The organism is Alteromonas sp. 4NS20-0143 (assembly GCF_057542855.1).
On the sequence record NZ_BAAJLR010000009.1, the window covers coordinates 60,567 to 77,075 of the forward strand.

Consider the following 16,509-nt stretch of genomic DNA (forward strand, 5'->3'; position numbering starts at 1 on the left):
GAGGGCCCTTATACTGCTCCAAGGTAAGCTAAAGCTTACGTAGAAGCAGTATAAGGAAAAACTGGCTGGTATCGCTAATAAATGCTAGCGAGCAGGTTGAGATAAAAAGAACCGGTATGCAGGGTTGTCCGTGACCTCTTCAAATTTATAACCAAGCTCTACCACGTGTTGATTAAAGGCTTCACGGCTTTCTGGCAATATGTCAAAGCCAACTAACACAAGCCCTTCAGCAGCCCCGTGGTTACGATAGTGGAACAAGGTAATGTTCCACTGCTCACCTAGTGTGTTTAGGAAGTTTAACAAGGCCCCGGGACGCTCTGGAAATTCAAAACTAAATACCTGTTCGTTAAGTATGCTAGGCGGTCTTCCCCCTACCATATGACGAACATGCAGCTTCGCTAACTCGTTATCCGTTAGGTTAAAGCAATCGTAACCTCTATTTTCTAAGTCCGATTGAAGCGCAGCAAATTCTTGCTGTCCTCCCTTGAGCTTTACGCCTACAAAAATATGCGCTTCATTTTCACTGGCATAGCGATAGTTGAATTCGGTTATCGCTTTAGCGCCAACGCACTCACAGAACTGCTTAAACGCACCTTTTGTCTCTGGAATTTTTACCGCAAACACGGCTTCTTTCTGCTCGCCTAATTCACAGCGTTCAGACACATAGCGCAACGTGTGGAAATTGATGTTAGCGCCACACAAAATGCCGCCTAAGGATTTTCCTTGTAGCTTGTGCTCTTTGGCATATTTTCGAATAGCAGCAACCGATAACGCTCCAGCTGGTTCAGCAATAACGCGGGTATCGTCAAAAATATCCTTAATAGCGCCGCATATTTCGTCGTTTGATACCGTAATAGTTTCATCGATTAGGCGATTACACAGTCTGAAGGTCTCCTGACCCATGACTTTTACCGCCACACCATCAGCAAAAATGCCTACGCTATCCAGTTCAGTTGGCTCACCCGCCGCTTTAGCTTTAATAAAGCAGGCTGACTCTTCCGATTCTACGGCAACAATTTTAATGCTGGGTTTAAGCTGCTTCAGATACACAGAAATACCCGCGGCCAACCCTCCGCCACCAACGGCTACAAATAGGATATCGAGGTTCGGGTTTTGCTCTAGTAATTCACGAGCTACCGTGCCTTGACCTGCAATTACATCAGGATCGTCAAAAGGAGGAACAAATGTATAGCCAAAGTCCTGGCATAGGGATTTTGCATGACCACTGGCTTGGTCAAAACTCGTGCCGTGCAGCACGACCTCTACATTCTCACCACCAAAGCGACGTACCGCGTCTATTTTAATGTCAGGCGTGGTTTCAGGCATGACGATAGTGGCCTTAATACCTTTCATTTTGGCGCTATACGCAAGGCCTTGCGCATGATTACCCGCCGATGCACCTATTACGCCCGCCTCAAGCTGCGCTTGAGAAAGAGAGTGAATTCGGTTGTACGCCCCGCGAAGCTTGAAGCTTTTTACTGGCTGCTGATCTTCGCGCTTTAAAAAGATGTTGTTGCCCAACTCGGCCGATAGCAAAGACATATAAGACAACTCGCTGGCCACGGCAACATCATATACCGGCGCCAACAAAATTTTCTTTAGATACTCGTGATCGCTTACACTCATAACCCTTCCAATTTCGTCACGTCTCGAACAGCACCTTTATCTGCACTTGTGGCAAGAGCCGCAAATGTTTTAAGCGATGTGGACACTTCGCGAACGCGATCTTTTGGACGCCACGGTTTATCGCTTGCTTCCATTTTCGCGCGACGCTCAGCTAGGGCTTCATCGCTTATCTCAATATTGATGGTGCGATTAGGAATATCAATTTTGATTTTGTCGCCATGCTCAACCAAAGCAATACCACCACCGCTAGCGGCTTCAGGCGAACAGTGACCGATAGACAAGCCGCTAGTACCGCCACTGAATCGACCGTCGGTAACCAGTGCGCACTGCTTGCCAAGCCCTTTAGATTTGAGGTAAGACGTTGGATACAACATTTCTTGCATACCCGGTCCGCCACGAGGACCTTCGTAACGTATGAATACCACGTCGCCCGCTTTGACTTCATCGCCTAAAATGCCCGCAACCGCGTCATCTTGGCTTTCGTAAATACGTGCAGTGCCGTCAAACGTCAGTATAGATTCATCCACGCCAGCGGTTTTTACAATACAGCCGTTTTCAGCCACATTACCGTAAAGCACCGCAAGGCCACCCTCTTGGCTAAACGCATTTTCGATTGAACGAATGCAGCCATTTTCCCTGTCTGCATCAGCTTCGTCCCAGCGGCAGCTTTGACTGAATGCTTTAGTGGTACGAATACCTGCCGGCCCGGCACGGAAAAACTCGATGGCTTTTTTATTCTCAGGGTTAGTAATATCCCAGTCGCTAATAACATCGGTAAGCGGCTTACCCAGAACGTGGTTAGTATCTTTGTTCAGTAAGCCGGCTTTATTTAATTCGTTGAGAATGCCGATAACACCACCAGCGCGGTGCACGTCTTCCATATGATATTGCGGGGTAGCAGGCGCTACCTTGCATAAATGAGGTACTTTGCGAGACAGCCTGTCTATATCATCCATCGTAAATGGCACTTCGCCTTCCATTGCAGCCGCAAGAAGGTGCAATATTGTGTTCGTCGAACCGCCCATGGCGATATCGAGACTCATGGCATTTTCGAAGGCGCTGAAATTAGCAATATTACGCGGCAATACGCTCTCATCGTTATCGCCGTAGTAACGCTTACACAACTCGACTATTTGCTCACCCGCTTTTTTAAACAACCCTTCACGATCGGCATGGGTTGCCAGCATAGAGCCATTACCCGGCAACGACAGCCCTAGCGCTTCCGTTAGGCAGTTCATTGAGTTTGCCGTAAACATACCCGAGCAAGAACCACAGGTAGGGCATGCTGAACGCTCTATTTCATCTGAGTCCGCATCGCTTATTTTGTCGTCAGCGGCGGCCACCATGGCATCGACCAAATCAAGTTTAATAAGTTGATCAGACAGTTTGGTTTTGCCGGCTTCCATAGGCCCGCCCGATACAAACACAACAGGTACATTTAGGCGCATTGACGCCATTAGCATTCCCGGCGTAATTTTGTCGCAGTTTGAGATACAAACAATAGCGTCTGCACAGTGTGCGTTAACCATGTATTCCACACCGTCGGCGATAATTTCTCGCGATGGAAGGCTGTAAAGCATTCCGCTGTGGCCCATGGCAATACCGTCATCTACTGCGATGGTGTTAAATTCTTTGGCTACACCACCTGCGGCCTCAACACTGCGAGCAACCAACTGCCCCATATCTTTAAGGTGTACATGCCCTGGAACAAATTGGGTAAATGAGTTGGCGATAGCAACAATAGGCTTTCCAAAGTCAGAGTCTTTCATACCTGTGGCACGCCAGAGCGCGCGAGCTCCAGCCATATTTCTGCCTTGCGTGGTGGTTGCAGAACGTAACTTGGGCATAAATCCCTCCCGTTGATATAGTCAAACGAATAAATAAAAGTTAGCAGATACCGTTACCTGCTAAATGTGTTTTATTGCTGTTGCTGGTCTCGCATCTAGGCTAAGGCACCCATTTTGAGGGACACCTAGTCGACCATAGTCAACCCATGCGTAAATACCAGCAACATCAGAAATTAGTTAGCGAAAGAATCCAGTGGCGCTAAAACATCATGTGCTGAATCAGCATGAATGTAGCGCAATACTCTTCGCCGTTGCGACAGAAAAGGCTGTTCAAAACTTACCATTGTGGTGTTGTTTTTAATGGTATAATTGACATGCTGTGTGTCTAGCTGCAGGTACTCTTTCTAAGTAAATGCGTCTGCATGACACGCGCACTAAATGAAAAGTTGTTCGGTTAGGGTTATGGCGACCCTTGTCCTACACTATAACGTGCTTTATACATACACTTGCAGTGGCCGCTGCAGGTCGAGATTTTGTCTCGCTGAATTTATGTACGTACAGTGTGCGCAAAGAAATATCATAAAACCCAATATTGAATCAAGTATTTTGCGGTTTAAACGGCTATTAATAGTCATTTTCACAAATAGTAACTTTCAGATACAGGGCGGGTATAGATGTTTGATTGGTTTCATTGGCTAAACCTTGCTGGTGTAGCGGTATGTGCGATTTCTGGTACCTTAATGGCCTATCAAAAGCGCATGGACGGATTTGGCGTCATCGTGTTGGCTAGCGCAACAGCCATTGGTGGCGGCACACTGCGCGATGTGATGCTAGACGTGCCCGTGTTTTGGATTGCTGATACCGATTACCTATATACCACCCTTGTTGCCGCTTTTATTCCCATTTTGTGGCTGCGCATAAGCCCCCGATTTCCTTTTCATTACCTATTAATTGCCGATGCCTTCGGCTTGGCGCTATTTAACGTAGTGGGTATTGAGAAAGCCTTGGCAAATGATACTGGCATTGCGGTTGCCGTTGCCATGGGAACAATAACCGGAGTGTTCGGTGGCCTTCTGCGAGATGTAATCTGCCGAGAAGTACCGCTAGTGTTAAACGGTGAACTGTACGCGATGACATGTATTGCTGGTGGTTTTGCCTATGGCGTTGGCCTGTATTTCGACCTTGCAACACAGTGGTGCGGTATTGCTGCACTGATAACCACAGTGCTATTGCGCCTAGGCAGCTTGCGGTGGCATTGGCAGTTGCCGGTATTTTACAGCGAACAGAGCTAGATCAACACGCCCCTTGTACAGTTACGTAAGGCTGCTCCCTCATTTACATTGTTTACCCACCAAGAGGCAGTAAGACAGTACTGGGGTAAATATATGAGTATGGCCGTTGTTAAAACCTTCGCAGGACAGGGGCTTTCTGCACCCGAGATTTCCGTTGAAGTTCACTTGGCAAACGGCCTTCCTGCCTTTCAGCTGGTAGGCATGGCAGAAACAAGCGTAAAAGAGGCACGGGAGCGAGTAAGAAGCGCGCTCATCAATAGTGGCTTCGATTTTCCTGCTAAACGGATCACCGTTAATTTAGCCCCCGCCGATATTCCCAAGTTTGGAGGGCGGTTCGACCTGCCCATTGCAATGGGTATATTGGTTGCAGCCGGTTACTTACCTGACACGAGCTTACTTAATATTGCCTTTGTAGGCGAACTTGCGCTTAATGGCGACATAAAGCCTGTTGGCGGCCTGATACCCGTGGTTATAGCCGCCGCAAACGAAGATATACCGCTTATTTACCCGGGCGATAATGATATTGAAGCGGCGCTGGTCTCCCACGCTGCTCGACTGCCGGCTTTTGACTTACTCTCTGTTTTTGAGCACCTAAGTGGCCATAAAAAGCTCTCCTCTGGCCAACCATTCACGCCTACTTCTGCGTGTAACAGTGACGTAGGGTGGGACGATATCATTGGGCAAGAACAGGCAAAACGCGCACTGATTATTGCGGCAAGTGGCGCACATAATTTACTGATGGTTGGGCCTCCGGGTACAGGAAAAAGCTTGCTGGCCAGCCGTATGCTTGCCCTGCTGCCTCCGCTCACTGAAGAAGAGGCCTTAGAGGTTGCCTCTGTCTATTCGGTAAAAGGCGAAACGCTTAATGCTGAAAAATTTATGCATCGCCATTTACGCTCACCCCATCACACAAGCTCTGCCATTGCCCTTACTGGGGGCGGTTCAAACCCGGTACCCGGGGAAATATCCTTAGCCCATAACGGCATATTGTTTTTGGATGAATTACCTGAATTTGGCAGAAAAGCATTAGACGTATTGCGAGAACCATTAGAAACAGGCGACGTGCATATTTCTAGGGCGTCTGGCAGTGCTACGTACCCAGCAAACTTTCAGCTGATTGCCGCAATGAATCCCAGTCCCACAGGTGATATCGACGACAATCGCCTTTCTCCTCAACAACAGCTTAATTACTTAAACAGGTTGTCTGGCCCCTTACTCGATAGAATAGATATTCAAGTTGAGGTACCCAGACTGCCCGATTACGATTTGCCTATCGCAAAGCCCAGCGCTGACGATTCAATGCACAGGATTAGACAAGAAGTCGCCGACACGCGCCATATTCAGCTAATGAGGCAGGGAAAGCCAAACGCAGCCTTAAGCGCAGGTGAGTTAGCGGCTATATGTAAGGTAAGCGAGGGCGATCTCCGCTTTTTAAAGGCGGCAGCAAAACAGCTCAACTTATCGATGCGGGTGTTTCATCGCACGTTAAAAGTAGCGAGAACCATTGCTGATTTGCACCGCGAAGAGGCCGTAAGCCGGGCGCATATTAGTGAAGCTTTAGGGTATCGCGCCCTCGATAACTTAATTAAACAACTAAGTAGCTGTTAAAAAGCTAGAAAGTTAGCTTCTGTTTTTGTCACATCAATAGGTAGTAAATAGGTACTAACTAAAGCATTAGTTGCGCACATCTAATTTTAAGAAAGCGTCGACTAATGGCTCATGCTGCTTATTTTGAAGACAGCATAATCCAAGAGCGTAAGGCTCTATATCATCTACCTGAATTTGCGTTACTGCGCTGGCCATACTGGAATGATCTAGCACAACTTTAGGCACAAAGCCTACTCCGCATTCCAATGCCACCATACTCACAATGGCTTCATTACCGCCTACATAGGCGTAAACGTTAGGGCGAATGCCATGCTCTGCAAACCAGTGATACGCGGTTCGTCGGGTAGGCCCGGTTTCGGGCATGATCACCTTATGCTTTGTCCAATCTAACTGGCTCAATTGGGTTAATCGCCATTCACGAGGTGCAATGAGCACCAGGGGAACATCGTCAAGGGCTGAAAAGTGAAGGTCGGTAGGCATGTCAGGCGTATAAATAGCGATAGACAGGTCACACTGCTTGCTTTTTACCTTCTCAATTGCCAATGCAGGGTCGCCCGTAATCAGTCGAATATCAACGCCTGGGTGCTGCTCTCTAAACTGTCGTAACATGCTTGGCAAGTGGCTTTGACTGGCGGTTACCGAGCAAAAAACACTTATCTCACCCTGCAGTGCGTCGCTGTCTGCCTTTAAATCAATCTTCAGCTGCTGCCATTCTTTTAAGGCTTGTTTTGAAAATGACAGCAACTTGTGGCCACTGTGAGTTAGGGCTACTTTTCTGTTATCGCGCTTAAACAAGGTGCAGCCTAAGTCGTCTTCCAGCCTTTGAATAACGCGACTTAGCGTGGAAGGAGAGACATACATGGCCTCGGCTGTATCACCAAAATGTAAGCTGGTGGCCAAATGATTGAAGAGTTGTAAACTGCGAAAATCCATAACGTTTCATTATTTGCAATATTATCTTGCAAATATATCATTTTCCAAAACAAAAGAAATCTTTTAGTCTTCACAGCAAGTCGTCATAGACGAGGTCTGTCAGCACCAAGGTGGTGTTTGATATTGACAAAAATGAATGTTGTTCGGAAATTTTTATGGCTAATTATTTCAATACCCTATCACTTCGCCAGCAGTTAGATCAGCTTGGCCGCTGTCGCTTCATGGCACGCGATGAATTCGCTGACGGTTGTCAGTTCCTTAAAGGCAAGAAAATTGTGATCGTGGGTTGCGGTGCGCAAGGTCTTAACCAAGGCTTAAACATGCGTGATTCAGGCTTAGACGTGTCTTATGCACTGCGTCAAGCAGCCATCGATGAGCAGCGTGACTCTTACAAACGCGCATCGGGTAACGATTTCACTGTTGGTACTTACCAAGACTTAATTCCTGATGCCGACTTAGTTTATAACCTAACACCTGATAAGCAGCATGCTAGCGTTGTAGAAGCGGTCATGCCGTTAATGAAAGAAGGCGCCACACTAAGCTATTCTCACGGTTTTAATATCGTTGAAGAAGGCCAGCAAATTCGTGACGATATTACTGTTGTCATGTGCGCTCCGAAAAGCCCTGGCTCTGAAGTACGCGAAGAATATAAGCGTGGCTTTGGTGTTCCAACACTCATTGCGGTTCACCCTGAAAACGATCCGCAAGGTAAAGGTTGGGATACCGCAAAGGCACTGGCTAGTGCCACCGGCGGCGACAGAGCAGGTGTATTAGAGTCATCGTTTGTTGCTGAAGTTAAGTCTGACCTGATGGGTGAGCAAACTATTTTGTGCGGTATGCAGCAAGTTGCAGCAGTACTCGCTTTTGAGAAAATGGTTGATGACGGTATTGATGCAGGCTACGCCGGTGCACTTATTCAGTATGGGCTAGAAGCCATTACTGAAGCACTGAAGATTGGCGGCGTTACTAACATGATGGACCGTCTGTCGAACCCAGCGAAGTTGAAAGCCGCAGAGCTTTCAGACCAGCTAACCGAATTACTGCGTCCTTTGTTTGAAAAACACCAAGACGATATCATTAGCGGCGAATTCTCTCGCACGATGATGGAAGATTGGGCAAACGGTGATGCAAACCTACTTAAGTGGCGCGAAGAAACCGGTGAAACGGCTTTTGAGAACGCGCCAACTTACGAAGGTAAAATTAGTGAACAAGAGTTTTTCGACCACGGCATTCTACTTGTTGCGATGATCAAATGCGGTGTTGAAGTTGCCTTCGACGTCATGGTTGAAGCAGGCATTTTACCTGAGTCGGCTTATTACGAATCACTGCATGAAACCCCACTTATTTCAAATACCATCGCACGTAAGCGTTTGTACGAAATGAACGTGGTTATCTCAGATACTGCAGAATATGGAAACTACTTGTTTGCAAACGCAGCCATTCCAATTTTGCGTGAAAGCTTTATGCCTACTATCGATACTTCAGTGATAGGTAAAGGTTTGCCTGCTACTTCTAATCAAGTAGAGAACAAACGCCTTGTTGAAGTTAACGATGCCATCCGCTCACACGGTGTGGAATCAGTAGGAACAACCCTGCGTGGCTACATGACTGACATGAAAGCCATAGTGTAAGGCAGTGGTTAGGACAGTTTCTGTCGTTAGGTGCTTTTAATAAGCCCTTTTGCCCGACCATTTTGGTCGGGCTTTTTTATGCCTACGCGCCGCACTCTCTAACGCGTTCAGCAAACCGCACTGCCACATAAGACAACGCAAAAAACACGAAAAAGCCGATGCCAATTGGCATAAGGTTACCGTTTAGAAAGCTATCAACAAACAGGGCGACTGGCACCGAGAAAAGGCTGGAGAACGAGCCAATAATAGCTGCCCCTAACCCTGCCACATCGCCTAATGGCTGCATGGCCATAGCATTTAGATTGCCAAACAAAATACCCACAAAGAAAAAGCCAATAAACATAACCGATACAGTGAGTGCTAAGGGTGGCAGACCATCGTAGGCTATCAACAAAGCTAGATACACGATGGCAAAACCATTCGCACCTTTTAGCGCAAACCGGCACAGCTTTCTCATGCCAAACCGCATCACCATTTTGCCGTTAAAATAGCTTGCTAAACCAATAGAAAAAGCAAGGGTAGCGAAGATATAGGGGAACATATCACCCACGTTGTAATACACTTGAAAAATAGTTTGCGAAGCACTTAAATAGGCGAGAAATGAGCCAAAGATGCAGCCCATCGCAAATGTGTATCCCATTACCGATGGATTAGTGAGAATCAATTTTGAAGATAAAAAGAGCTGCTTCCAAGAAAACGCTTTCCGGCGATGTCTCGGCAAGGTTTCCCCTTGTCGGGAGAAAAACCAAATACCGGCCATCGTAGCGACAACAAGAAATAGCGTAAAAATATGGAACCAAGAAAATAAATCCATCACTGTTTGGCCAATAATAGGCGCTAACATGGGCACAAGAATAAACACCATCATGATGAAAGACATCACCCGCGCCATCGAGTCTCCCACGTATAGGTCGCGGATAATTGCCATTGAAGCAATGCGTGGCCCTGATACCCCAAACGCTTGAATAACTCTTCCCACCAGCATAGTTTCAAGTGTGGTGGCCGACATACACACAAACGTACCAAGCGCGAATATACAAAGGCCCACAAGAATAGTCAGTCTGCGTCCTCGGCTATCCGAAAAAGGGCCAAAAAACATCTGTCCAAAAGCCATGCCCACAAAGAAAACCGTAACAATCAGGTGAGTATGATGGGCTTGCTCTACATTTAAGGACTCTCCAATTTGCAATAAGGCTGGCAGCATTGCGTCGATACTAAGGGCAACTAAGGACGTCATTGTGGCCATTAATGCGACAAACTCAACAATGCCTAGAACAGGCTTTCGAACAACGGCTGCATCGTGCGATGCGCCATGAGCATTTTGGGGCATAATTTCTCTTATATGAAAGTAGTGGGGAGTGAAAAAAGCGCACCGATGCGCGCGTGGGGCAATTATACCGTAAAGCTGATTAAAAAGCCGCCAGCATTGATAGCACCTATCGCAATTACTGGCGGCTTAGTCGGTTAATGCTGTGAACGTGAAGGCGCTGCTAAATAAAAACCGCAACGTGAATCGTTCTATTTGTTTGCCCTGCTCGTATTGAATAGCAAAATAAGAAGGAAATAAATGCACAGCCTACTGCTTCAGTGTAGTTAACGCAGAATTCTTCTCTCTCATCGCGCTTTTCAGTGTGAAAATGTGAATGTGGTATGCTGCTCACTTCTTCCGGTGCGGCAATATATTCCGGTACAGCAACAGAAATACAAGGAAATCACAAGCGCCAAACGTTATAATATTACGACGAGTGTTCGTGACTCGTGCACCGAATCAATGCTTAAAGGATCCTGCATTTACATGCCCTCAATACCCGTAGAAAATAAACTTCTACTGCTTCTTACACACACCTGTACAACGTGGTGCCGCATGAATTTATGCCGCAGCCAGGCTATATTGCGTGGATTTTTTGTGGCTGTCCCATTTTTAGCTCTGATTTTGGTTATCTCACCTTTTTCAGTGAGCGCCGAAAGCGACATATCCTATTCAATATCCGGAGTCGAAAACAGTAAGCTAAAAGAAAATATCCGAATTCACCTGAACAATTTGGATGTTGAAAAGTCTTTATTGAGCGATCCTTATTGGCAAGACGAAGTTTCAGAAACGGTAGCAACAGCTGTCCAACCTTTTGGTTATTACAACAGCGAAACGTCTATAACGGTTAATGGTGAGAGTGCCGTTAAGGTGTCGGTATCGTTGAACGCACCGTTAACTGTAAATAAGGTGACTCGTGAAATTATTGGAGCGGGCCGAATTGACGAAGAATTCCGTAAACGCTTTAACGCCTTCAAGTTAAAGCAGGGCGACGTGTTAAACCAACCGATTTACGAAAGCTTTAAATCTTCAATGTTCAATTATGCGCTCTCTCATGGATACTTTGATTTCTTTTGGCAGGCAACACGTTTAGATTTAGTGAGAGAAGAGAAGCAGGCCAACATACTATTGATAGCGCAAAGCGGTCCTCAGTATCATTTTGGTGAACTAAAAATTATTGGTGACGATAAGGCAGAAGCGATTATTTCTCGCCTCAGACCGTTTAAACCAGGCGACCCGTACTCTTCTTCCGTCCTCAACGATTTTAATCGCAGTTTAAATCAGGCTGGCTATTTTAGCCGCGTTATCGCGCGCCCGGTAGTGAGCGATGCCGAAGGACTGCAAGTTCCCATTGAAGTATCGCTGCTGCATCGCCCCTCAGACTCGTTCAATGTAGCGCTTGGTGCCGCGACCGATACTGGCCCTCGTATAAGCCTGGGCTGGGAACGCCCCTGGGTGAATAGTCGCGGGCATTCAATAAACGCGGATATTTTTGTGTCCAAGCCAGAACAATCTGTTTCTGCTGATTACCGCATCCCCATGAAAAACATTACTCGTGACTACATTAGTTTTGAGACGGGTTATCAATTTATTGAATACAGCAATACTTCCTTTGAAAGTGAGACGCTATCGCTGTCTGCACATCGCTATTGGCAAGAGGACAATTCTCCTTGGCAACAAGACGGCTCTATTACCTACTTGCGGGAAACCTTCGACCAAGGTGCGTTGGATACCAATACCACCTCGCTAGTTCTGCCGGGATACTCTATTACCTATCGCAACAAAGATGGAGAGTTAGACTTTAACAACGGACTGTATTTTCAAGTTCTTGGTCAAGTAGGCCGAGAAGATGCGGGGTCAGATATCGACTTTGCCAAAGCGGTGGTTGAGGGAATGTTTATTACCACTTTTAACGATGTACACAGATTGACCATTCGCGGTGAGTTAGGCGCCATTAAGGCAAGTAGTTTTTCCGACGTTCCTACCTCGCTGCGTTTTTATGCCGGCGGCGATCAAAGCATTAGAGGTTTCGACTTTAGAGACATTTCACCAAAGGCTGAACTCTTTAATCCTAGTAAAGGCGACTTTGACATAGAGTCCATTGGTGGTAAGTACCTACTAACAAGCAGCGTGGAATATGCCTATCGTTTTGCCGATAATTGGCGGGTGGCCGCTTTCGTTGATGTAGGAACCGCGTCAAATTCCACCGATGCCGAGCTAACCTATAGTGTAGGTCCAGGGCTACATTGGCTTTCTCCTATAGGCCCTGTGAGAATTTATATTGCGCGAGGTTTTGCTCCAGATGAAGCCAAATGGAATTTTCACTTATTGATAGGGCCTGAAATATGAAAAAGCGTACTATTTCCGCTCTATTACTATCACCAGTATTCTTTGTTGTTGCAGTATATGCTTTGCTTATCAGCCCTCTTGGCGGACCTACGGTAAAGATACTGGCCAATACCTTTGTTGATAAACTAGAGATTGAGAATATTGAAGGTGGATTTGCTGGCCCCCTAACAATACATAAATTGACATACACCAATCCACAGTGGCGGGTTGACGTAGGCCGAGTTTATGCAGATATAACCTGGCGCTGCGCCTTTGAGCCTCGCGTTTGTATAAACAATCTTGAGGTGGAAAACGCCACGGTTGAACAAGTTTCCGCTGCAGCAGAAAACGATACAGCAAGTGAACAGAGCGACACCTTTGCCCTCCCTCTTCCAGTTGATGTGGCGCAGCTTACGTTGAAGAATGTGACGGTGGCCTTACTCAATGCAAATATCGCAATTGAATCTTTATTGCTAGAGGATTTCTCTGGGTCCAATCGTATTGAGTTTGAAAATTTAGAGGCAAGCGGCTTAGCTATTGCTCTTAATAGTAATAGCACAGACCAAAATAGCAGTAAGAGTACAAACAGCGCAGTTACACCGGCAAGCAAGCCATCAGGCCAAGGCTCTGGCTCCAGCCCAGGCTCTGGCCAAGATACAAAATCCGGTTCATCGCTACCCACTTCATACTCGCTCAATTACGACGTGCCATCATTGCCGGTAATAGCCACTCCCATTCCCATTAAATTTAGCGCGCTTAATATAGAAAATATTAGCTTCACTCAAGGTGAAATTGCTTCTCTGGGTACTGGCTCTTCTCAAAATGAAGGCACCCAGCGATTATCGCTGCTATCAGTAACCGATATGTCATTTCAACGCTCTGCAGTTCGCATAGAGAATGTGAACGTTAAGCATGAACAAGGTCAGGTAGCGGGGTTTATAGAAGCTAACCTTAGAGATACTTATCCCCTTGATATTGAGTTAGATGGCTTTGCAACAATAGACGGACAGCGACAAAACATAACTTTGAATGCATCTGGAGCACTTGACGATATTAATGTGACGATTGCAGCCACTGGAATGATTACTGCCAACACCACTTTGTCTGCCAATTTTCTATCTGAGTCGCTGCCAATAAATTTCGACGCTAGTTGGCAGGCTCAGCCTATTCCTACCGTTGAAAACGCAAGCTTAGATGCGGGCCAGCTAACCATTAGCGGTACCATGGGCGACTACAAACTTAAAGGCAATGGCTCGGCGAATGTACCTGATATGGGTGACGTTCCAGTTGCATTAGATGTAGTACTTAAAAAGAACAATATTTACGTGAATGAGGCTGATATATCGGCTTTAGAAGGCAGTATTAAGAATACGGGTACCTTATACCTCAATGACACCATTGCATGGCAAGGCAAAACAACGCTGACGAATGTGTCGGCTCAACAGTTTAGTGAATTTGCCCCAGCGAAGCTGCAAGGAAATATCGACAGCATATTGCAATACTCCGAGACTGGAGGTTTGCATGTGAGCTTACGTGATATGGATATTACTGGCGATCTACGAGGCTCACCTATACGAGTAGTAGGCGAAGCTGTATACGCCGGCCCTAGCGATTTATTAGTGGCAAACCTCAACGTTGAGCAAAACGAAAACCGCATAAAAGCGGTGGCTCAAGTGCTCAATAAACGCTACATAAACGCCGATATTGATGTGGATATTGCAGAGATTAGCATGCTGTATGGCGATGTGTCGGGCTCATTAAAAGGTGCGATTAAAGCTAATGGTCCTTGGCAGAACCCATCAACAACCAGCAAAATTAACCTATCTAATATTAACGTTTCGCCAAGTTTGAACGCTCAGGCTGCGCAGCAAGGAGCTTTGAATGGTGACGTGTCTATCTCCGGTACCTATGAAAATCATAATGCCGAAATAGCGTTAAGCTTGCCTAACAATGCCGTTGATCTTGCTATGTCTGGCTCGTGGAAAGCGCAGCACTGGAAGGGCACCATATCTGACTCTAAGCTAGAAATTGCTAATATGCGTTGGCTATTATCATCCCCGTTTAACCTCGATATTGGCATGCCCACTCAAACATCACCCATTACTGCAAAAATAAGTAGCCACTGTTGGTCCTCAAGAGGTGAAGGAGAACTGTGCATTGAAAATGTTAACTATCTAGAAAACAAGGCCAGTTGGGATGTAACAGCCTCATCGTTGCCTGTTGGCTTATGGGCTCACGAGCTCGCACCGCTCACTGTTTCAAAGGCGTCAGACGCAGCACTAACAGTGAAATCTCAGGGCAGTTACTCTGCGGCAGACCCCATTGACGCAACCTTTACAGCCTCGTTAAGTCCTGCCAAATGGCAGCTAGGCGAATCTAGGCCCATTGAGCTGACCATAAACTCAATGGAGACCTCAGGTAAAATTAAGCAAGGAAAATTAACGTCTACCTCTTTAATTTCAAGTGAAGATATTGGTAATGCAACACTTACCCTTAATACTCGCCCCTTAGATGATAAAAAGCCTCTTGAAGGCACGCTTTTGATGGAGGGGCTAGATGTGTCGCCACTTAAACCCTTGTCACCGGCAATTCGCACGCTGACAGGTTTACTGAACGGCAAAATCACTTTAGGCGGCTATATTGACGACCCCGCTTTAAACGGCGAACTCACCATTGAAAATGGTGCAATTGATATACAAGACACCCCCGTATCACTGTCTGATTGGAATCAGTCAATTGTACTTGATGGTCAACAGGCTAATCTTGATGGCTCGTTTATACTGGGCGGTGGCAAAGGCTCGCTAAAAGGCGATATAAACTGGTCGTCTACCCCCAGTGCTAATTTTACACTGCAGGGAGATTCTTTTGAAATTAGACAGCCCAATACACGACTTAAGGTATCACCAAACATTGATATTGCTGCTACAAAAGAAAAAATTGATGTCACTGGTGATGTGAATATCCCTTGGGCCAGAATCGAAATTGCATCATTACCTGACAACGCCGTATCACCGTCAAAAGATGTGCATTTGCGCGGAGAGCCTCGCAGCGAAGATCCGCTGGATATTGTGCATGCTAATGTCATGGTGCATATCGACCAAGCTAAAAAAGAAGAAGTGAAAATTGAAGCTTTTGGCCTAACGGCAAGTCTTTATGGCGGAATACGCATCAGTACTCAGCCAGCACTGGTGGGCTTTGGCGACTTGCAAATACTTAACGGGCGCTACAATGCGTACGGTCAAAATCTTATTATCAAAACGGGCGAAATACAGTTTAATGGCCCGATAGGCCAACCGTCATTATTAGTGGAGGCAATTCGAAACCCAGCGAAAACCGATGACGATGTGATTGCTGGCATTAGAATAGATGGGTCTGCAGACTCGCCAAGTATTAATCTATTTTCACAGCCAGCAATGGATCAGCAGGGCGTGTTATCCTATTTACTGACCGGTTCTGGGCCCAATTCAGGTTCATCTGACCCGAACTATGCGGCGCTATTGCTCGGCTTCGGCCTATCTAATACAGAAACGCTGACCGGACAGGTGGGAAGTGCCCTTGGCATAGATGACTTTAGCTTGAGCACCAATGAGGACAAGCTTTCCCTCACAGGGCAGATAAACGATAGGCTATCGGTTGAGTATAATGTCGATGTTGGTCTTGGAAATAACGACGTAAACAGTACGCTTCGACGCAGACAGCTTCCCCCAGATCTTGCGTTAAAATACCAGCTTCTACCCAATCTCTATTTAGAAGCGATTCAAACCACGTTAGAGGATCAGTCTGAATTTGCTCTCGACCTCTACTATGAGTTTTTCTTAGGTGAAAATCGCCAGAAAGATAACAGTTCAGACTCTGATGACTCTGACGGCTCTGAAGAGAAGGCGCCTGTTAGCGATGCCGCTAGCGACGAAAGCACTAGTGACGAAAGCACTAGCGACGAAAGCGCTAGTGATAACTCAGACAATGAATAAACTGACTTTGATGAGCACGGGGGA

General features: G+C 46.4%; 9 protein-coding genes. 5 read left to right on the top strand and 4 right to left on the bottom strand.

Annotated features, from left to right (window positions below; translation table 11 throughout):
• Window positions 1-84 precede the first annotated feature (84 nt).
• Together ilvA and ilvD are read right to left on the bottom strand one after the other, a co-directional pair.
• Complete coding sequence (gene ilvA, locus AC27HD_RS16105) at window positions 85-1,626, bottom strand: threonine ammonia-lyase, biosynthetic (protein ID WP_487107105.1); 1,542 nt, start codon at window positions 1,624-1,626, stop codon at window positions 85-87.
• A complete protein-coding gene (gene ilvD, locus AC27HD_RS16110) occupies window positions 1,623-3,473 on the bottom strand; it encodes a dihydroxy-acid dehydratase (protein ID WP_032095283.1) in 1,851 nt (616 codons plus the stop codon). Before ilvD ends, ilvA begins: the two co-directional genes overlap by 4 nt.
• A 614-nt stretch (window positions 3,474-4,087) precedes the next feature.
• Between ilvD and AC27HD_RS16115 the strand changes: the two genes are divergently transcribed.
• Window positions 4,088-4,705: a trimeric intracellular cation channel family protein gene (locus AC27HD_RS16115; RefSeq protein WP_032095282.1), complete on the top strand. Its 618-nt coding sequence runs from the start codon at window positions 4,088-4,090 to the stop codon at window positions 4,703-4,705.
• A 93-nt stretch (window positions 4,706-4,798) separates the two neighbouring features.
• A complete protein-coding gene (locus tag AC27HD_RS16120) occupies window positions 4,799-6,313 on the top strand; it encodes a YifB family Mg chelatase-like AAA ATPase (RefSeq protein ID WP_487107108.1) in 1,515 nt (504 codons plus the stop codon).
• Window positions 6,314-6,379: 66 nt separating this feature from the next.
• Here the strand turns inward: AC27HD_RS16120 and ilvY are convergent, their stop codons facing one another.
• On the bottom strand, window positions 6,380-7,246 hold the full coding sequence (gene ilvY / locus AC27HD_RS16125; RefSeq protein ID WP_032095280.1) for an HTH-type transcriptional activator IlvY: 867 nt from the start codon (window positions 7,244-7,246) through the stop codon (window positions 6,380-6,382).
• Between the two features lie 155 nt (window positions 7,247-7,401).
• On the opposite strand from ilvY, the gene ilvC reads away from it, so the two are divergent.
• The gene (ilvC, locus tag AC27HD_RS16130; protein WP_487107110.1) at window positions 7,402-8,877 is read left to right on the top strand and encodes a ketol-acid reductoisomerase; all 1,476 of its coding nucleotides are present in this window, start codon (window positions 7,402-7,404) and stop codon (window positions 8,875-8,877) included.
• Window positions 8,878-8,959: 82 nt separating this feature from the next.
• Here ilvC and AC27HD_RS16135 read toward each other — a convergent pair whose 3' ends face one another.
• Window positions 8,960-10,207, bottom strand: coding sequence for a multidrug effflux MFS transporter (locus AC27HD_RS16135; RefSeq protein ID WP_487107112.1), 1,248 nt, complete (start codon window positions 10,205-10,207; stop codon window positions 8,960-8,962).
• Window positions 10,208-10,783: 576 nt separating this feature from the next.
• On the opposite strand from AC27HD_RS16135, the gene AC27HD_RS16140 reads away from it, so the two are divergent.
• Together AC27HD_RS16140 and AC27HD_RS16145 are read left to right on the top strand one after the other, a co-directional pair.
• Window positions 10,784-12,535, top strand: a complete 1,752-nt coding sequence (locus tag AC27HD_RS16140) for an autotransporter assembly complex protein TamA (RefSeq protein WP_487107114.1) — start codon at window positions 10,784-10,786, stop codon at window positions 12,533-12,535.
• Entirely contained in the window at window positions 12,532-16,485 is a 3,954-nt protein-coding gene (locus tag AC27HD_RS16145) for a translocation/assembly module TamB domain-containing protein (protein ID WP_487107116.1), read from the top strand. The genes AC27HD_RS16140 and AC27HD_RS16145 overlap by 4 nt, the downstream gene beginning before the upstream one ends.
• The last annotated feature ends 24 nt before the right edge of the window (window positions 16,486-16,509 follow it).